General features: G+C 43.3%; 22 protein-coding genes. 6 read left to right on the forward strand and 16 right to left on the reverse strand.

The window, feature by feature from the left end:
• Window positions 1–400 precede the first annotated feature (400 nt).
• Window positions 401–1,195, reverse strand: coding sequence for a 4-hydroxy-2-oxoheptanedioate aldolase (gene hpaI / locus NI470_RS05185; protein WP_253147955.1), 795 nt, complete (start codon window positions 1,193–1,195; stop codon window positions 401–403).
• 243 nt (window positions 1,196–1,438) lie between these two features.
• Between hpaI and nfsB the strand changes: the two genes are divergently transcribed.
• Together nfsB and NI470_RS05195 are read left to right on the forward strand one after the other, a co-directional pair.
• Window positions 1,439–2,092, forward strand: coding sequence for an oxygen-insensitive NAD(P)H nitroreductase (nfsB, locus tag NI470_RS05190; RefSeq protein WP_253147954.1), 654 nt, complete (start codon window positions 1,439–1,441; stop codon window positions 2,090–2,092).
• A 106-nt stretch (window positions 2,093–2,198) separates the two neighbouring features.
• Window positions 2,199–2,426, forward strand: a complete 228-nt coding sequence (locus NI470_RS05195; protein ID WP_253147952.1) for a hypothetical protein — start codon at window positions 2,199–2,201, stop codon at window positions 2,424–2,426.
• On the opposite strand, the gene NI470_RS05200 is transcribed toward NI470_RS05195, so the two are convergent.
• From NI470_RS05200 to NI470_RS05215, 4 genes are all read right to left on the reverse strand, one after another.
• The gene (locus NI470_RS05200) at window positions 2,389–3,243 is read right to left on the reverse strand and encodes an EamA family transporter (protein WP_085064665.1); all 855 of its coding nucleotides are present in this window, start codon (window positions 3,241–3,243) and stop codon (window positions 2,389–2,391) included. The two genes, NI470_RS05195 and NI470_RS05200, sit on opposite strands and share 38 nt — an antisense overlap.
• A gap of 85 nt (window positions 3,244–3,328) precedes the next feature.
• The gene (gene fba, locus NI470_RS05205; protein WP_004279853.1) at window positions 3,329–4,366 is read right to left on the reverse strand and encodes a class II fructose-bisphosphate aldolase; all 1,038 of its coding nucleotides are present in this window, start codon (window positions 4,364–4,366) and stop codon (window positions 3,329–3,331) included.
• A 119-nt stretch (window positions 4,367–4,485) separates the two neighbouring features.
• Entirely contained in the window at window positions 4,486–4,764 is a 279-nt protein-coding gene (locus NI470_RS05210) for a hypothetical protein (protein WP_253147016.1), read from the reverse strand.
• Window positions 4,765–4,919: 155 nt separating this feature from the next.
• A complete protein-coding gene (locus NI470_RS05215; RefSeq protein WP_071852145.1) occupies window positions 4,920–6,107 on the reverse strand; it encodes a phosphoglycerate kinase in 1,188 nt (395 codons plus the stop codon).
• Window positions 6,108–6,246: 139 nt separating this feature from the next.
• Here NI470_RS05215 and NI470_RS05220 point away from each other — a divergent pair, with 139 nt between their 5' ends.
• From NI470_RS05220 to NI470_RS05230, 3 genes are read left to right on the forward strand one after another with little or no spacing between them, the layout of a single operon-like run.
• A complete protein-coding gene (locus NI470_RS05220) occupies window positions 6,247–6,630 on the forward strand; it encodes a DUF2237 family protein (RefSeq protein WP_004279857.1) in 384 nt (127 codons plus the stop codon).
• Complete coding sequence (locus NI470_RS05225) at window positions 6,630–7,223, forward strand: Maf family protein (RefSeq protein ID WP_004646739.1); 594 nt, start codon at window positions 6,630–6,632, stop codon at window positions 7,221–7,223. Before NI470_RS05220 ends, NI470_RS05225 begins: the two co-directional genes overlap by 1 nt.
• A gap of 29 nt (window positions 7,224–7,252) precedes the next feature.
• A complete protein-coding gene (locus NI470_RS05230; protein ID WP_004279861.1) occupies window positions 7,253–8,422 on the forward strand; it encodes a ribosomal protein uL16 3-hydroxylase in 1,170 nt (389 codons plus the stop codon).
• An 85-nt stretch (window positions 8,423–8,507) separates the two neighbouring features.
• On the opposite strand, the gene NI470_RS05235 is transcribed toward NI470_RS05230, so the two are convergent.
• The 5 genes from NI470_RS05235 to NI470_RS05255 form a co-directional block, all read right to left on the reverse strand.
• Entirely contained in the window at window positions 8,508–10,430 is a 1,923-nt protein-coding gene (locus NI470_RS05235) for a sensor histidine kinase (protein ID WP_004279863.1), read from the reverse strand.
• Window positions 10,430–11,113, reverse strand: a complete 684-nt coding sequence (locus NI470_RS05240) for a response regulator (protein ID WP_253147950.1) — start codon at window positions 11,111–11,113, stop codon at window positions 10,430–10,432. The genes NI470_RS05235 and NI470_RS05240 overlap by 1 nt, the downstream gene beginning before the upstream one ends.
• A 221-nt stretch (window positions 11,114–11,334) precedes the next feature.
• Window positions 11,335–12,117, reverse strand: coding sequence for a glutathione S-transferase N-terminal domain-containing protein (locus tag NI470_RS05245; RefSeq protein WP_005251597.1), 783 nt, complete (start codon window positions 12,115–12,117; stop codon window positions 11,335–11,337).
• Between the two features lie 118 nt (window positions 12,118–12,235).
• Complete coding sequence (gene rraA / locus NI470_RS05250; RefSeq protein WP_004279866.1) at window positions 12,236–12,745, reverse strand: ribonuclease E activity regulator RraA; 510 nt, start codon at window positions 12,743–12,745, stop codon at window positions 12,236–12,238.
• 12 nt (window positions 12,746–12,757) lie between these two features.
• On the reverse strand, window positions 12,758–13,423 hold the full coding sequence (locus tag NI470_RS05255) for an NAD(P)H-binding protein (protein WP_114540760.1): 666 nt from the start codon (window positions 13,421–13,423) through the stop codon (window positions 12,758–12,760).
• A gap of 214 nt (window positions 13,424–13,637) precedes the next feature.
• Here NI470_RS05255 and rpsT point away from each other — a divergent pair, with 214 nt between their 5' ends.
• Entirely contained in the window at window positions 13,638–13,907 is a 270-nt protein-coding gene (gene rpsT / locus NI470_RS05260) for a 30S ribosomal protein S20 (protein ID WP_004279868.1), read from the forward strand.
• Between the two features lie 138 nt (window positions 13,908–14,045).
• On the opposite strand, the gene NI470_RS15760 is transcribed toward rpsT, so the two are convergent.
• From NI470_RS15760 to NI470_RS05285, 6 genes are all read right to left on the reverse strand, one after another.
• On the reverse strand, window positions 14,046–14,171 hold the full coding sequence (locus tag NI470_RS15760; RefSeq protein WP_004646731.1) for a hypothetical protein: 126 nt from the start codon (window positions 14,169–14,171) through the stop codon (window positions 14,046–14,048).
• Window positions 14,172–14,410: 239 nt separating this feature from the next.
• Window positions 14,411–15,151 (reverse strand): histidine phosphatase family protein, encoded by a 741-nt coding sequence (locus tag NI470_RS05265; protein ID WP_253147948.1) that lies wholly within the window; start codon window positions 15,149–15,151, stop codon window positions 14,411–14,413.
• A gap of 62 nt (window positions 15,152–15,213) precedes the next feature.
• Window positions 15,214–16,065 (reverse strand): 3'(2'),5'-bisphosphate nucleotidase CysQ family protein, encoded by an 852-nt coding sequence (locus NI470_RS05270; RefSeq protein ID WP_253147947.1) that lies wholly within the window; start codon window positions 16,063–16,065, stop codon window positions 15,214–15,216.
• Between the two features lie 327 nt (window positions 16,066–16,392).
• Window positions 16,393–16,764 carry a hypothetical protein gene (locus NI470_RS05275; protein WP_253147946.1) on the reverse strand — a complete coding sequence of 124 codons (372 nt, stop codon included), beginning with the start codon at window positions 16,762–16,764 and terminating at the stop codon, window positions 16,393–16,395.
• The gene (locus NI470_RS05280; protein WP_253147944.1) at window positions 16,765–17,307 is read right to left on the reverse strand and encodes a glycoside hydrolase family protein; all 543 of its coding nucleotides are present in this window, start codon (window positions 17,305–17,307) and stop codon (window positions 16,765–16,767) included. It lies immediately after the preceding gene.
• Window positions 17,291–17,554, reverse strand: a complete 264-nt coding sequence (locus NI470_RS05285; protein ID WP_253147943.1) for a holin — start codon at window positions 17,552–17,554, stop codon at window positions 17,291–17,293. The genes NI470_RS05280 and NI470_RS05285 overlap by 17 nt, the downstream gene beginning before the upstream one ends.
• Window positions 17,555–17,672: the final 118 nt, after the last annotated feature.

The following is a 17,672-nucleotide window of genomic DNA, read 5'->3' on the forward strand; positions in this document are numbered from 1 at the left end:
GAAATTATCAAAGTTCTGTTGCTTTAGCCTGTATATTTTTATGGCTACCTTTATAGGGTTAATTATGAACAGTAAATGTCAACAGACCCTATTAGAGACATGAAACTCAGCCCGAGGTACAGCAAGTTCCACTCTCCCGTCTTTTGATAATTTAGGATCAAGAGAATAGCATTTAAGGCTACAAACAGTACGTGAATCATAAAAAAGGCTTGTTGCACTCGTCTAGTTTTTTGCTGACGTTGGTTCTCTAAGATGTTCTGCTGTTCTTGTAAAAATTGTTCTGCATCTTGAAGGTTCATTATGATTTTCTTATGGCTGAATGAATAGCTCATCTAAAGAATTTCCGGTTAAAAATAAACTAAAAATCTAAGCAAGCTATTCATTCAGAATCTCTTGTTGATTAATAACCGCTAGTCGGATTAATCACATTGATATCCTTTTTATATTTCCCCAATAGATCACGCAAGGAATTCATCAAAACACTGGTATCTACGCCCACTGCTACAAACTCAGTGCCAAGTTCGATATATTTTTGCGTCACTTCATGCTGGGTTGACAGAATTCCTGCAGCTTTGCCTGCAGAACGAATCCGCTGGATTGCATCAATTACAGCTTTTTGTACTTCAGGATGATTCGGATCACCTTGATAACCCATAGTGGCAGATAGATCAACGGCGCCAATAAACACGCCATCAATCCCGTCGATCTGAAGAATAGCATCCAGATTTTCAAGTCCTGTGACCGATTCAATCTGGATTAATAAACAGATTTCTTCATGTGCCGTCTGATAATAATTTGGAATGCTGTTCCAGCGGGTGGCACGTGCCAGTGCAGCACCAACGCTACGAATTCCTTCAGGCGGATAACGGACTGCCCTGACCATGAGTTCGGCCTGTTCCACGGTTTCTACCATCGGAATCAACAGCGTTTGCGCACCGATATCAAGGAGTTGCTTGATCAGTTGTACGCTACCAATGGGTGGTCGTACCACTGCTTGCGAGGGATAAGCAGCAATACTTTGCAGTTGCGACAAAGTCGTTCTCAAATCACTGGGTGCATGCTCACCATCAATCAGCAGCCAGTCATAACCTGCATTTGCCGCAATCTCGGTTCCATAGGCATCTGCCAATCCAATCCATAAGCCGATTTGCTGCTGGGTTTTCAGTTTGTGTTTAAAGTAATTGGTCACTTGCATCCGCTAACCTATTTGCATGTTGCTGGCGATGCCTCTTATTAAACGCTTCTCGCTTAAAAGTGCCAATAGACAAAAACTGGATTTTAATCTGATTTAACTCTAAGTTTTGCTTGAATCCAGCTCAAGATCATCTCAAAACAGGCTTTGCCTGATGCTTTTTTATTGTAATAATCGGGGGATGTGAAAAATGTATATATTTAAAACTTCTACTCGCTGTTTATTTAAAAAGATTGGAGCCCATTGATGGATTTACTCAAGATCACGCAGACCCGCTATACCACTAAAGCCTATGATCCTAGCAAGAAAATCCCGGCAGAACAGTTCGAGCGCTTATTAGAAATTTTGCGTCTGACACCCTCTTCAATCAATATTCAGCCTTGGCATTTTTTTATTGCCGATCATGATGCAGCCAAACAGCGCATTGCCAAAGCGTTGGTTGGTACTTATGCCTACAATGCACCCAAAGTTCTGGATTCATCCCATACCATTTTATTCTGCACCAAAGCCGATATTAATGAGTTGCATCTGGAAAACTTATTGAACCGCGATGATCTCAGTGGCCGATTTAAAGATGAATCCGCCAAAGAAGGTCAGAAAAATACCCGTGCAGGTTATATTCATTATTATCGTAATGAAAAAGGTGATATTCAGCGTTGGGCTGAAAACCAGACCTTTATTGCACTCGGTCAAATGCTCTTGGCTGCCGGAATTGAAGGTGTCGATGCCACACCAATTGGCGGCTTTGACGAGGAGATGATTAGTGAAGAATTACAACTTGCAGAACAAGGCTTGATCCCTTCTGTATTGCTGACTTTAGGCTATCGCAGTGAAAATGATTTCAATGCCAAACTACCTAAATCACGCCTACCTGCTGAAGATATTTTCACCAAACTGTAAGGAATTTATGCTATAAAAGGGGTCAAGCGCCCCTCTCCATATCAATTCGGGCCTATTTTTTGCTTTATTTAATTTACATCTAATAGAATAACAATAGAGGTCATCTATGTCGCTCCTTACATCCAAATCCCTGAAATTTGAATGCCATCATTGCGATAAAATTTATCTCCAGCACTATAAAGAGCAACAGCATCGTTATCCGCACTGTCCAGACTGCCAACAGGCCGGTTTATTAGTTGGACTGGCCGAAGCAGGCGACCTGCTCCGACATCCGATTGAATTTGCATCTTCTTATGTCAAACAGACATTGCATAAGCTAGGCAAATCACACTAGTCAAGCCTAGCAGCAATCCTAGAGTACTTGCAGGTTTGAGCCGCTCTTTAAAGAATACCAGACCTGCTATCACACCAAATACCACCACCAGAATATTCATGCCGGCAAAGACGATCGCCGGTGAATCCTTGAGCAGCATATGGGCTTTGACATAGAAAGCAATATTGGCAAAATTCAGGATACCCAATAACAGACCAGCGCCGATATTCTGCATCGAGCCCAAGCTTTTATATTTGAGTAACAGATAGCCCATCGAAATGATCAGAGCGCAAACAAACATCAGATTCAGCGCCACCGCGAATTGCAGGCCAAGACTGGTTGTATATTTCAACAATACATCTATCAGTGCATAACCGACCCAGACTAAGCCCAGATATAACATTCCCTGACTGCCCTGTCCTGTACTTTGTCGATGTGAAAACAGGATGCACAGCACTGCGCCAATACCTAAAGCGATCCCGAGTATTTTCAGCTGATTAAACTGTTCCTGAAAAATAAAATAGGCCGCAGCCAGTGACAAGACTACAGAAAGTCGCTGGGCAATTTCGGTTTTTAAAATCCCAGCCGTTTGCAAAGCCTTGGCCAGAAGCAGGAATACACTCGGAAGCAAAATACCCAAAGCCAGAATAAGCAACCAAGGCGTCTGAGACATTGAAATATGTTGAATATCAGGTTGGAACCAGAAAAAACATAAGAGACTGGCTGTCATATAGTTCCAGTTAATCATGTGTATCGGACTCAAGCCCTTATTTTTGGCGACTTTTAATAATATTGAGACCGCAACGCTACATAGCGCTGCTGCGAAAATCAGTTCCATATGCTGCTCTTATTCTTGGTATTTATAAGTCTACAAAAAAGCCCACATTTGCAGTGGGCTTTTTTTATAAATGATTCACTGGGAATTATTTATAGTGTGACACCATTTTCTCTAAAGAAATTGGGCGAATCTTGTCTGCATTACCTGCAGTACCAAAAGCTTCGTAACGATCGATACAGATTTGCTTCATTGCGTCTACAGTTGCGCTGAAGAATTTACGTGGATCGAATTCGCTTGGTTTTTCTGCCATCATACGACGCATTGCACCGGTAGATGCTAAACGCAAGTCAGTATCGATGTTGATTTTACGCACGCCGTGTTTGATCGCTTCAACCAGCTGCTCAACCGGAACACCGTAAGTTTCCTTGATGTCGCCGCCATACTGGTTAATCACTGCCAACCATTCTTGTGGCACAGAGCTTGAACCGTGCATGACAAGATGCGTGTTTGGAAGTGCTGCGTGAATTTCCTTAATGCGGTCAATCGCAAGAATATCACCTGTAGGTGGACGCGTGAACTTGTACGCACCGTGTGAAGTACCTACTGCAATTGCAAGCGCATCAACATTGGTATCAGCAACGAAGCTACGCGCTTCTTCAACTGAAGTCAGGAGTTGAGAATGATCCAGTACGCCTTCTGCGCCTACGCCATCTTCTTCACCCGCCATACCTGTTTCAAGGCTACCCAAACAACCGATTTCACCTTCAACAGATACGCCACACGCATGTGCCATTTGAACTGTACGGCGAGTCACATCAACGTTATATTCATATGAAGTTGGTGTTTTACCGTCTTCACCCAGTGAGCCGTCCATCATCACTGATGAAAAGCCTAACTGGATTGAACGTTGACAAATGTCAGGGCTCGTACCGTGGTCTTGATGCATTACCACTGGAATATGTGGCCATTCTTCAATTGCAGCCAAAATTAGGTGACGCAAGAACGGAGCGCCTGCATATTTACGCGCACCCGCAGATGCTTGTACGATAACAGGTGAATTGGTTGCATCTGCTGCAAGCATAATTGCACGCATTTGTTCTAAGTTGTTTACGTTAAATGCTGGTACGCCGTAAGCATGTTCGCCGGCGTGATCCAAGAGCTGGCGCAATGAAATAAGAGCCATAATATCCTCCCAGTGAATGCCCCATATTCTACATGTTCAAAGGTTTCAATTCAGCAACAAATAACACTATTTAAAAAAAATCCCTGCATTTGCAGGGATTTTGTGTCACATCAGCCAGATTAAGGTGCTACAGGCTCTGAAGTCGCAGTAACTGACTCGTCTGCAGTCGCTTCATCGGCTGGCGCATTGGCAACTTCAGCTGGAATATCGGTATTTTTTTCATCTAAAATTGGCTGATCAATAGCGTCAATGGCGGCTTGCTGTTCTGGAGTTACAGTCTGATCCGCCACTGCTGCCGAGCTTTCTGCTTCAGTTTCTGGTGCGCTTTCCTGTTTTGCACATGCAGTCAGTGCCAGAGATGCTGCTAATAATACTGCCGTAGTTAACTGTTTTTTCATCACGTATTCTCGTCATTTGGTGATTTAATGACTGCATCTTATGACAGATTTATTGCATTTTAATGACGAAGCCATGAAGGGTAAGTTTTCACTGTCAAAAAAATGACATAAAAAAAAGCTGGCACTTGGCCAGCTTTTTAGCTTAGGACATGCCATTAAGCACGTTCTAACAATACCGCAACTGCAGGAAGGGTTTTACCTTCAACGAATTCAAGGAATGCACCGCCACCCGTCGAGATATAACCAATTTTGTCAGCCACTTCATATTTATCAATCGCAGCAAGTGTATCCCCACCGCCCGCAATCGAAAAACCTTCCGATTCAGCAATTGCTAAAGATAAAGTTTTAGTCCCTTCACCGAATTGATCTACTTCAAATACGCCGACCGGGCCATTCCAAAGAATGGTTTTAGAGGTTTTCAGGATTTCTGCAAATGCTTTCGCAGTTTCTGGACCTACATCTAGGATCATGTCGTTGTCAGCAACATCTGCAACGTTTTTCACCGTCGCTTTCGCAGCAGCCAATGAACCCAAGAAATCTTCAAAGTTAATTTCAGAGGCATCTGTAACGACTACGTCAGTTGGAAGTGGAACTGATACTTTTGCAGCAATGGCTTTTGCTGTATCGATTAGATCCTTTTCACACAGTGATTTGCCCACGTTATAGCCTGCCGCAGCAAGGAAAGTGTTGGCAATACCGCCACCAACGATCAATTGATCACAGATATCAGAAAGTGAGGTCAAAACGTCAAGTTTGGTTGAAACTTTAGAACCTGCAACAATCGCCACCATTGGTTTTTCTGGAGTTTTCAGTGCACGGCCAAGCGCATCCAGTTCAGCTGCCAATAAAGGACCTGCTGCTGCAACTTTCGCTAAACGCGCTACACCTTCAGTAGAGGCTTCTGCACGGTGCGCTGTACCAAAGGCATCCATTACAAATACATCACACAGCGCTGCATATTTTGCTGCAAGTTCAGGATTGTTTTTCTTCTCGCCGACGTTAAAACGACAGTTTTCAAGCAGAACGACCTGACCTGGCTGAACATCAACGCCATCTAAATAGTCAGTAAACAGTTTTACTTCTTGGCCCAAAGCTTCAGTCAAGTAAGCCGCTACAGGAGCAAGTGACTGTTCAGCTTTAGGCTCACCTTCAACCGGACGACCCAGATGAGAATACACCATGACTGCAGCGCCTTTTTCTAGTGCTGCTTTAATCGTTGGCAATGCTGCACGAAGACGCGCATCGCTGGTGATCACACCATTTTTAACAGGAACGTTTAAATCTTCACGGATCAGAACACGTTTACCTGCTAAATCGAGGTCAGTCATACGCTGAAAGTTCATGTAGAGCTCACTTTATAGATATTAAAACCAGGCGATTTTAAATGATTATGCAGAAAAAGGTTAGCATCTTTTGCAGAAAACATTATGAATGCCAAAGTTTTGTTATGATAGAAAAAAGCCTCTTTTAGATTCAGTCCCTATGTCGATACATCCTGATCCAAATCTTAACCGTTTGAACGTGTTAGGTGAGCCTTTGTCCAGCTGTTGCTTCGATCCGATTACCGGTTATTTCCGCAATGGCTTTTGCCATACTGCGACCACTGATCTGGGCCAGCACACGGTTTGCGCGCAAATGACTTCAGAATTTCTGAATTTTTCTCAAAAAGTCGGTAATGACCTGATTACGCCTTTGCCTGAACTGGATTTCCCCGGCCTGCAACCTGGCGATTTCTGGTGTATCTGCGTAACGCGCTGGGTCGAAGCCTATGAAGCAGGTCAAGCACCTCCAATCAAGCTGCAAGCCTGTCACAAAGCTGTTCTGGCTTATGTGCCGTTAAATATTCTTGAGGAATATGCTGTCTAATGAATTCTGTACAGATTATTTTGGCATCATCCAGTCAAACCCGCAAAGCGCTGATGGATCGTCTGCATATTGATTATATTTCCATGGTACCGGATATTGATGAATCTCCTCGCGGGGAAAATCACGCAGATGATCTGGCACAACGACTAGCTTTCGAGAAAGCCAGATATATTGCCGAACAGAATCCTGAAGCGATTGTGATCGGCTCGGATCAGGTGGCATGGCGTGAAGGTGCACCGGATATTTTTATCGGTAAACCGTTAACGACTGAAAAAGCCATTCGCCAGCTCCAAGCTAACTCGGACAAGATTGTCTATTTCAGTACGGCGCTCAGTGTACAGCAACAATCGACGGGTTTTGAACAAAGTCTGGTCGAACACTATAAAGTCAAGTTTCGTAAACTTTCTCAGGCCGAAATCGAGCGCTATGTCGAGATTGAACAGCCACTGCATTGTGCTGGCAGTTTCAAATGTGAAAGCTTAGGAATTAGCCTGTTTGAAGAAATGACCGGGCAAGACCAGACCACACTGATGGGTATGCCGATGATCAAGCTATGCAATATTCTTCGTGAATTAAAAATTTTAGTTCCTTAATCTCTCTCTTTAAATTCAGGCTGTAATCTATGTCTCAACCTTTAGACGTATTAGGCGGTATTACCGCTGAACAATTCCTTAGCGAATACTGGCAAAAGAAACCTTTACTGGTGCGTAATGCAATGCCTGAAATCGCCAGTTTGCTTGAACCCAATGATGTGATGGAACTTGCGCTTGAAGAACATGTCACTGCCCGTCTCATCAAGCAGAAAGATCGTGATCCGAATCAATGGAGCGTGAAATCTTCACCTTTGCTCAAAGCAGATTTCCAGAAAATGCCCAAGCTCTGGACGCTTTTGGTTCAGGCTGTAGATCACTATTCATTTGACCTGTCGGCACTTTGGAAAAAATTCCCGTTTATTCCACAATGGCGTCGCGATGACATCATGGTGTCTTATGCACCGCAAGGCGGTTCAGTCGGCAAGCATTTCGATTTCTATGATGTGTTTCTGGTACAAGGCTATGGCCATCGTCGCTGGCAGCTTGGGCAAATGTGTGATACCGAAACTCCATTTGTTCCGGGTCAACCGCTTAAATTATTGCCTGAAATAGAAGTGAACTTTGATGAAGTGCTGGCACCTGGCGACTTGCTCTATGTGCCGCCTGGTCTGGCTCATTACGGCGTGGCTGAAGATGACTGCCTGACTTATTCATTCGGTTTCCGCATGCCAAATATCAGTGACATGATGGATCGTGTCGGGGATAAATTCTCTGAAAATGAAACGCTGCGTAACCCATTGCTGGATATCATCCGTGATCAAGTCGGTGCTATCGGTGAAGTGAGCAGCAATGAGCTGGAATATCTGAAAGAACACATCATGCAGCAACTGCATAATTCCAATGTTCTCGAAGATGCCATCATGAGCTTGATGTCCGAACCTAAATATCCTGAAAACCTGCCTGAAGCAGAAGAAATCGGTACAGGTGATCTGGAAGAAGCACTCGATCAGGGCTATAGCCTGATGCTCGAACCTGCGTCACGCCTGCTTTATACTGAAACGGACGGCGACGTTCTGTTCTGGGCAAATGGTGAGGGTGTGTGCATCTCTGAGACATTTACCGCAAAACTCAAACAGCTTGCAGATGGTGAAGCGCTGTTATTCGGTGAAGACTTCGCTGATGAAGAAATTCTGGAAGATGTTGCTGCATTATTAAATGAAGCCGTGTTGATGCTGGTTCCACCGCCAGAAGACGAGTAATCTTTCCACGGTTCTATTTAGGCAATAATTTTAAGAGGATCACATGATCCTCTTTTTTATTTTTAGAGTCTAGAATTCTAACTAATTAAGGCTGATACAGCTCTAATACAACACGAATCAGCGTATCTCCTTGTTCAGATTCAATCTGGAACAATCCTCCCATGCGCTCAACCCGCATTTTCATGCTGCGCATTCCAATACTCAGACCATTTTTTTGCACCATGTCAGCATCGAAACCGATGCCATTATCCTGAATGCTTAAAGTAAGCTGATGTGGCTGGGAATATTCCAGACTGACTTTTACCTGACTGGCCTGACTATGCTTAATGATATTGGTCAGACTTTCTTCGACTACTCGGATCAAGGTCAAACACTGTAATGCCGTCGGTTCACGCTGCCAGACTTTTGGAAATGACCATTCAACTACAATCCCCATTTCTTCCATCAGCTGGGTAAAACGATAACGTACCGGTGCGATCCAGAGTACCGGCGTTTGTGGGACTTTATTTTCAATAGATGAACCACTGTCAATGATTTGTCTGAGATCATCTCTGAGCAGTTTCAGCATGGAAAGAAACTGCTGTTTAGAAACTGTTTCGCTACTTTGATCCACCAGAATCATGGAACGGACAATAGACCCTCCCAACCCGTCATGCAGTTCATGTGACAGATTAATCCGCTCTTGCAGACGAACATTCGTCAGCTCCAATTGATGTTTATCGCTCAGGCTTTTATTCAGGTCAGCACTGACCTGCTGGACTTTACGTTCTAACTGGGTATTAAATTTTTCGATTTTCCTGACATTACGATTCAGGCGTGTGCCCATAATCAGCACGACAAACAAGGTAATAATTGGTGAGGTATAGGGAGATAAAGGTGAAAATTCATTGATCTTGGTTTGGTTCAACATGATCAGGTCGATGACTACACACAGCAGAATTCCCCAGAGACACAGCATCAGGAAGAGATATTCTCCATTTCGGGTTTTGATGGCCTGATAGCTGATATACACAGTACAACTGACAAAGAGCAATACATAGATGATAAACACTCCACCCAGTACCTGCTCCAAATAATCCAAAGGACTGATCATCACCAGTAGGCTGGACAGAATGCTGACCAGAATAAATCCTCGCTCCAACTGCTTAAATTTCTGTTTTACAAAGCGGATCAAATACAGACAAAAACAATGGATATAGGCAATGAAAAAAAGCATATTGGCTTTAGCTGCCGAAATCGTGGAGCGAAATGGAAAATTTTCTGTCGTCAAAACATTGGAAATAAACAGAATCCACAACAGTGAACTGAGTGCCAGCCAGCCAAAAGTGGTTTCTGAACGCCGGAATAACCAGATAATGAAACAGATCAGCCCAATCGTGGCAGAGAAAATCATATTGATCTGGAATACGGTACGGCGATCCCAGATTTTTTCCAAATACTGCTGGCTATTCACCAGCACATTATTAAATTGAATATTGCCTAGGCCCGCGCTTTGGAAACTGTAGCCATTTACATAAATCAGGATTTCATTACTGTCTTTACGCAAACCACTAATCGGGAAAACCCAGTAACGCGGCATATTCCAGCTTTTCGACAAGGGTTCTTGCAAGTTCCGGTCAGACCAAAGCAAGTCACCATTCAGAAATACGGCACCTGCCGAATTAATATAATCAATAGAAAAGGCAACCGGTTCTGCAAGACGAATATTGTCCTGACATGACCAGCGCCAGACGATCTTGTACCACGCACCCCCATGATAATTCTTCCAGTTGTGCTGCCAGTTATCCGGCAAACGTACGCTTTGCCAGCCCGAGGTCGGCATCTCGGTATGGCTCTGAGCCTGAACTTTCTGAATATAGTCGATCTTCACCTGACAAAGATCATTAATCTGAAAATGGCTTTGCGCCTGACTCATCCTACAGAACATACAGAGCCAGCTGCACAGGACAAAAACACCGATCCATTTCAGTCGCTGCCGTTTGCTGCTTCTGGAACAGGCAGATGACATTACAGAATTCCCAGATGCCGTGCGGTACTGACCGCCTTGGTACGTTTACTGACCGAGAGTTTGCGGTAAATATGCTTAATATGACTTTCGACGGTATAGCGTGATACACAGAGCTGCTCGGCAATTTCACGATTACTCAGACCTTGCGCGACCAAGGACAGGATTTCCTGCTCCCGCTGTGTGAGCGTTTCCTGATCCGCAGCTGGCCTGTTCTGTTCTACTGTTCCTGAAATGGTGGGAATAGAAATCTGTTTTAAAATTTCACGGGCAACAAAGGGATCAATCGGTGCACCGCCACGCAAAATACTGCGAATAGCCAAGGCGACTTCAACATCATCCCGTTCTTTCAGCACATAACCGGTCGCACCGGCCTGAATTGCCCTAAACAGGCTATCTTGGGTACTCCAGGCAGACACCACCAGAATCAACGCTTGTGCGTCCTGTTCGCGGATTTTTTCAATAATTGAAATCCCATTCCCATCTGGTAACCCTAAATCCACCAAGGCCAGTGCAATCGGCTGTTGTTGAATTATGGAATATGCTTCTTTAACCGTATTGGCAAATAGCAGAACGTCTTCGTTATACCCCAGATTGGTTAATATAATTTTTAAACGGCGCTGAATAACATATTCATCTTCAACGATTAATACAGGTACTGGCAAGACTGCCTCTGGTGCTGTCATAAGCACGCCCCTTATATTTATTGTTATGTCCCATTAAAGATTAAAATATAAACAAAAAAGCTCTAAAAATCATGATTTTTTTCATTTATTTATAAGTTTTGGTTTTATGCGCATAGAGACACATAATCTCTCTCACACTAAACACAGATAAAAAAATGCCATCTGTTGATAAGATGGCAGTTCTAGATAGAAAATCTTTGAAGTTACGCAAGTTTCCTACTTTAAGCAGTACCGTATTGCTGTTTTAAATATTTCACAATCTCAGCCGATTCAAACATTTTGGTATCTGTATTTGGATCGACCAGATAGGGAAGCTGAATATTATTTCCCATCATTTCAAACAAATGTTCACGCTTACCGCCTGGTAGTGGTTCATATTTTCCCGGTTTTAAACGCAATTTGGCCGGTCCATAATCTTGCCAGCGCTCTTTAGCGACATTATGAAAAACAAACGGCACTTCCAGTTCACTCAAAACGGCGCGTACAATTCGAGTATAAGGACTGGCCTCAAAGCCCCATAATTCTAATAACAGTTCAGGTGTTGGCCGATCCTTAATCTTGGGATTCACCATTCCGCCGCGTAAACCATTGAGGACGGTTCCCGCAATTGCAGCCACTGGAATTTTAGGATAGTGAGCATATTTCTTGGGAGTTTTGCCGGTTTTGCCATAATGCTTGAACAGATGATCGATAATATCCTGAGACTCATAGAATCGATCACCGGTATTTTCATCAACTAAAAAAGGAAATTGCAGTTTTCCACCCAATTGCTGCACCTCAGGACGGAAATGAGTACCCCCTCGTGGACATGGATAAACTTCATAATCCAGATTTAGCAAGGTCATGACTTCACGCACCCGACGACAAAATGGTGAACCCTCGTATTCATAGAGCTTCAAGGCTTTTTCAGGCTGATTTGGAAACGGTGTACCCACCATCCCACGTCCACCTTCAGCGATTGAAGAGGCCAAAGCTTGTACAACTTTAATTTGATGACCCAACATACTATTTTCCTGTTTTTTGTTTTATTAAACTGAAAGACAGAATGTAAACATCCTGTCTTTCAGGGTACAGATGAGTTTTGTTGTTATTCTTGCATGCAGAAATGCAGATTTCAGCCGATTAAGCCACTAATGCTGTTTTAGACACCACAATACCATTATTGTCTGCATAAACATACTCGCCTGCATTAAACGTGACACCACCAAAACAGAGAGAGATATCAACTTCACCCACACCCTTGCGGTTGCTCTTTTGCGGAATAGCCGCCAATGCATGCACACCAAGATCAAGTTCAGCAATCGCATCGACATCACGGACACAACCGTAAATAATGACGCCATTCCAGTGATTTTTTACCGCTGATTCGGCAATCAGGTCACCCATCAAGGCACAGCGCATGGAGGCACCACCATCCACCACCAGGACCTTGCCTGTTCCATCTGTGGCCAATAACTCTTTCACCCGTGAGTTATCTTCAAAACATTTTACTGTCACAATCTGACCGCCAAAGGTTTTGCGCGCCCCATAACTCTTGAAAAATTTACCGTCCAGGCAAGGTGTAACTACCTGAAGCTCTAATTCTGGATGATCATCTAACAAGTCACAGGTGACAAATGCTGCTGTAGACACGGTGTTTTCCCCTCATTTCATTTTTTGTATGCGTAAATTATCATAAATTTCAAATTTTACCGTCTGAGTCAGCGCGGCCTCGACCATAGTATGAGCCACCTGATCGGCTGTCACTGGCTTATAGGCAAAACTATCTGGAATAAAACGCGATACTTTGTGGTAAACCTGCTGCGCGATATCTTCCAAAAAACGCTGCTCCGGACGTTCACCAATGAGCAATGAAGGTCGGATCAGGCTGATTCTGTCCAGAGTCAATGTTTGTACATATTCCTCCAGTTCACCTTTAACCCGATTATAGTAAAAATGTGATTGGGAATCGGCACCCATTGCGCTTAGCAAAAGATAATGGGCTGAGGTTTGCTGTAATAGCTCTGCAAAGTGAGCATTTATGGTATAGTCAATACTATAAAATGCCTGTTTGGATCCGGCTTTTTTCATGGTGCTGCCCAGGCAGCTAAAACCATGGCTATGCTTGCTGACATCCTGATCATTCAACATCAGGAAATCTTCCAGTACCAGTTGTTGAACTTTATCCAAAGCATCCAGATCATTTTGATGTTTTCTGACCACTGCAGTAATCTGCTGGCAAGTCGGCTCAGCTTGCAAACGTTTTATCAGTTGTTTTCCCACCAAGCCGGTGGCACCTATCACGATGGGATGAGTCAGTGATTTAGTCATTTTTTATACGATCTCCTAGGTGGAATACTAATCTAACGTTTTCTTTAGAATTTTTCTGCATCTAAAATGTTGTCAAAGCATGTCAAGACTTGACTTCGGTGCTTAGTTTAATCAAAATATGGCACTTGTTTACGGGCTGGTGATAATTCCTCTGATGTTGGTTTTCAGTTGAGTTTCAGCCCGCCCAGACCAATCTATTTCAAGGAGTGCACGAGTGGCAAACTCTGCTCAAGCTAAAAAACGTGCTCGTCAAAACGTTAAAGCACGCAAACACAACGCAAGCTTGCGTTCTATGGTTCGTACCTATCTTAAACGCACATTAGCTGCTATCAGCACTAATGACTATGCAGTTGCTACTGAAGCGTACAAATCGCTTGTTCCAGTAATCGACCGTATGGCTGACAAAGGCATCATCCATAAAAACAAAGCAGCTCGTCATAAGAGCCGCTTGAACGCGCAAGTTAAAGCATTAGCTTCTAACTAATCGCAAATGAAAAAAGCCCTTTTTTAGGGCTTTTTTTGTGCCTGAAATTTCAAGAAATCAGAAAAACAATCCGTTTAGATGCCCCTCATCCTGCCAATACGATGAGATAAAAAAATAAGTCGCACCTCCCTTTTTAGATTATTGATCTTTATCCATAGAGGATGGCGAAGTAGTCTTATCCTGTTTCGTATTATCAGTATCCCGTTTTTGGCATGCGGTTAAACCTAGAATCGCGATCAGGCTAAAAATTGTGATAACTTTCATAATTTTCCTCAAAATGAATATTTCTATATTTATTAAGCATAGATAATTTTTATACTTACATTATTGAATTTTCACCCTATAAATGTAAAAAGGTGCAGTTTAGAATTTATTTTTATCGTTTTAGCCTGAACTTTATTGAATGATCAATATGAAACGCCATACGATCTTCATAATTTCTAACTCCCCAATAAAAAACTCAATTGCTGCGAACAATTGAGTTTTGAATAGATCAATTTGATTTAAGAAAGTTGGGAACGTTTAAAATCGGCAATATCCAGTTCATGTACCTGACCGCGCCAGATCCATTTCAGTTTGGATTCTAAAAATACATCACCTTCAAACCATACAAACAGACCTTCCATCATTTTTGGCCAGTCTTCCCGACTGACGTCCTGACGTCCCGACATCACCGCAATCATTGCTGCCAAAATGGTGTCGTGGCTAACGGCCAAACTCAGCCCATATTTATTTTGTGGATGAGTGTTGTAAATCAGTTCCAGTACATCTACTACGCCATGAATCGGCTGTTTCATCCCCGGCAAGGCATTATTGACAAAACTGTTAATAAAACCAAGCGCACCCTGCTTGGCAAAATAAGGTCCGGCTTTTTGAATATCTAGCACAAAGCTGCCAGGCTCCACCAGAAGTCCCTGTTCAATAATTTCAATACGATGGGTATTCTGCTCAGGGGTAACCGCATCTGCCCCTTCAATCATCAGTGCAGCAGTATCAATACAACGCTGAATCGGACTCGAGATACAGTGATGAATCACGCGATCGGTTTGATCAGCCAGATAAGCGCCCCATTCCTGCGCCAGATCCCGCCCCTGACTGGTCAGTTGCAGATCATAGCCTGCCAAACCTTGACCCGGAACCTCCTCACGAATCGAATGCCGTGTGAATAAGGTGACAGGCGTCTGTACATCAGGCAATAAATCAATTGCACTCAACATACTCGGTGGAAGCAGTTTCAGGGACACGTTACAGCCAACTCTGGATTGGTAATAGGTTAAGCACCACTATAACACGCTCAGAATTTTGCTCAATGCTCGGCCTGCATGTCAGACACTGCATGCAATGCAATAATTTTCATATCATTATTCTTATAGGCAATGAATCCGCCATTCAGCAAGGTATCCCGATGATTATAAATAAATGGACGGCCTTCTAAATCGACCAGACCACCACCAATCCGTTCGAGCATACATTGACCAGCGCTGGTATCCCATTCCGAGGTCGGATGAAACCGTGGATAGATATCCACCTGATCTTCCAGCATCATGCAAAATTTATAGGCACTGCCCGCTTTAAATTCAGTGTATTGCGTGAGCTTGGCCAAACTTTGCAAATACTCCAGATATTTTGGTTTCTGCTGGCTACTTTGGCTCAGTCCCACAGCAATCATTTTAGATGTCGAAGACATTGCATAAGCAAACCATGTTCTAGTTTGAATATCATATTTATAAGGCAAGCCCTGCTCAGGACAGAAATAAATCAGTTGCTGCTCTGGAACCGCCAATATGGCAAAAGTGGTCAAACTGCCTCTGACCAGACTCAAATTAATGGTAAATTCGGGGCGCTGGTGCAAAAACTCTTTAGTGCCATCTAACGGATCCAGTAACCAGAATTCTGACCATGAGCGGCGTTCATGTTCCTGTCCTTCTTCAGACAGTAAAGGCAAGCTCGAAATCTCTGCCAAAGCTTGGGTCAGATAAGTATTGACCCGAAAATCTGCCTGAGTCACCGGAGAATTATCATTCTTTTTAATGACATCAAAAGCCGCACCAGAACAATAACGCTGATATTCTTCTCGCAAAATTTCACAGGCTTGTGTCAAAATGGGCACAAACTGCAAAATCATTGGATCTTGTGGTGCTGCTGTTGCTTTAAACATAGAAAACCTAAATATGTCAAAATGCTCTGAAAAACCTACCATAATTTTCGATATGGATGGCTAAGATAGCAAGTTACTAATTTAGATATATTTTTTATTTAATATTTAATTTTATAAATATTTATGTACACATTACTGTACACATTCAAAAACATACCTGATTCATTATAAGCAAAAAGCCCTCACTTTGAGGACTTTGCTACAATTTCAATTATAGCCGCATGGCGCTGCTTACAATCTACATACTTTCGTCGGTCATCCACCATTACCTGCAACACTTCTTTGGCTTGGCCAGACTTTAATTCCAATAGATCAGGACAAGGCGTTTTAAGGTTTGCTGGAATTACCAGCGGCATTGGCTGCTGACACCCCATCGTCATCAAAGCAATTAGTGTGGATATAAACAGGACGTTCCACGATCTTTTGCACTTCACGTGTAATAACTTCGGTTTTGACACGCTCAACCTCTTTTGATTCTTCATATTCTTCACCTGCTTTGTTGGCCAGCTCCTGTGCTTTCTTTTCAGCATCAAGATATGGCTTTAGCTTTTTATTGATTTTGTCCTGGCATGTCGTTTCGGCTTTGCGTAAATCACCGGCTAAACGATTGGCCTGAAACAGCTGACAGATAATTACGATGCACAGCACAACAATCAGGGACCAGCGTTTGTTATTCCCGATCAGTAATAAAAGTGGCATCTAGTTCACTCCCATGCATTTGTTATAGCGCTCAACTTGTCGAGCCCATACGCCATAGCAATTGTTAGAACGAATACTGCAGTCGCGCTTGGCCACATACTTCCACTTCAGAAGTGATTTACACGCCTGGATATATTCACGCGCTTTCAAATGACGAAGCATTGATGACCCAGACCAGGCACCAGTGCCGTACTGGTATGTGAAATCTAAGTACAAATCATATTCAGGTTGTGAAATTGGAATATTCAGAACAGTTTTATTGAAGCGCTGTGCATCTTTATCCATGTGTAGTTTGAGATATTCAAACGCTTGTTTGCGGTCAATCGCTGGATCGGTCATTTTGACGCGCACACCGTTTGGATAGACCGTGGTGCCGTGACCAATGGTCGGTACATCTCCTTTAACCGGAATCACTGGCTTGGATGTATAGCCCTCTTTGACTGCAGTGGCTTGCACCTGCTCATCACTTGGACCAGTAATCCACATTCCTGCTGCAAGCACCAGAGAAGAACCAATTACATAGTATTTAGTCTTGTTTGACATCGTAATATTTCTCCCATTGCTCTACTTTTAGTTTGTGGATCTCATCGGCTCGTTTATTTTCCAGTCGCTTGTAGTACCAGTTCACAACGAAGCCTGCTAAAGCAAGTGCGATACCCATCCAAGCCAGGACATCGACTGACGCAAGCCATGCCACGAAACCAGAAGCGGCCCCTGCATACGTTGTTTTTGATGCAGCGGAAGAAACGGTCGCTGCCATTTCCATTACTGCCGCTTTCTGATCGGACATGCCGCCCCCAATTATTTTTGACATTAAAAAACCCTGATCTAATTAAAGATCAGGGTTGGTAGGGGTTTGTTGAGTGATTACTCCAAACCAATCAACTCGCATGGTAGGCTCAGGATTT

The sequence above is a fragment of the Acinetobacter lwoffii genome, from assembly GCF_024129115.1.
Taxonomy (GTDB): Bacteria; Pseudomonadota; Gammaproteobacteria; order Pseudomonadales; family Moraxellaceae; genus Acinetobacter; species Acinetobacter lwoffii_T.

Bases quoted from the DNA above. Each gene is read 5' to 3' on its own strand.
- NI470_RS05230 (WP_004279861.1), top strand. From the start codon at position 7,253: ATGTCTCAACCTTTAGACGTATTAGGCGGTATTACCGCTGAACAATTC.
- hpaI (WP_253147955.1), bottom strand. From the start codon at position 1,195: ATGCAAGTGACCAATTACTTTAAACACAAACTGAAAACCCAGCAGCAA.
- NI470_RS05235 (WP_004279863.1), bottom strand. From the start codon at position 10,430: ATGTCATCTGCCTGTTCCAGAAGCAGCAAACGGCAGCGACTGAAATGG.
- NI470_RS05255 (WP_114540760.1), bottom strand. From the start codon at position 13,423: ATGACTAAATCACTGACTCATCCCATCGTGATAGGTGCCACCGGCTTG.
- NI470_RS05270 (WP_253147947.1), bottom strand. From the start codon at position 16,065: ATGTTTAAAGCAACAGCAGCACCACAAGATCCAATGATTTTGCAGTTT.
- fba (WP_004279853.1), bottom strand. From the start codon at position 4,366: ATGGCTCTTATTTCATTGCGCCAGCTCTTGGATCACGCCGGCGAACAT.
- NI470_RS05215 (WP_071852145.1), bottom strand. From the start codon at position 6,107: ATGAACTTTCAGCGTATGACTGACCTCGATTTAGCAGGTAAACGTGTT.
- NI470_RS05200 (WP_085064665.1), bottom strand. From the start codon at position 3,243: ATGGAACTGATTTTCGCAGCAGCGCTATGTAGCGTTGCGGTCTCAATA.
- NI470_RS05195 (WP_253147952.1), top strand. From the start codon at position 2,199: ATGTCGCTCCTTACATCCAAATCCCTGAAATTTGAATGCCATCATTGC.
- NI470_RS05225 (WP_004646739.1), top strand. From the start codon at position 6,630: ATGAATTCTGTACAGATTATTTTGGCATCATCCAGTCAAACCCGCAAA.
- NI470_RS05285 (WP_253147943.1), bottom strand. From the start codon at position 17,554: ATGTCCGATCAGAAAGCGGCAGTAATGGAAATGGCAGCGACCGTTTCT.
- NI470_RS05275 (WP_253147946.1), bottom strand. From the start codon at position 16,764: ATGCCACTTTTATTACTGATCGGGAATAACAAACGCTGGTCCCTGATT.
- NI470_RS15760 (WP_004646731.1), bottom strand. From the start codon at position 14,171: ATGAAAGTTATCACAATTTTTAGCCTGATCGCGATTCTAGGTTTAACC.
- NI470_RS05210 (WP_253147016.1), bottom strand. From the start codon at position 4,764: ATGAAAAAACAGTTAACTACGGCAGTATTATTAGCAGCATCTCTGGCA.
- NI470_RS05240 (WP_253147950.1), bottom strand. From the start codon at position 11,113: ATGACAGCACCAGAGGCAGTCTTGCCAGTACCTGTATTAATCGTTGAA.
- NI470_RS05280 (WP_253147944.1), bottom strand. From the start codon at position 17,307: ATGTCAAACAAGACTAAATACTATGTAATTGGTTCTTCTCTGGTGCTT.
- NI470_RS05220 (WP_004279857.1), top strand. From the start codon at position 6,247: ATGTCGATACATCCTGATCCAAATCTTAACCGTTTGAACGTGTTAGGT.
- NI470_RS05245 (WP_005251597.1), bottom strand. From the start codon at position 12,117: ATGTTGGGTCATCAAATTAAAGTTGTACAAGCTTTGGCCTCTTCAATC.
- nfsB (WP_253147954.1), top strand. From the start codon at position 1,439: ATGGATTTACTCAAGATCACGCAGACCCGCTATACCACTAAAGCCTAT.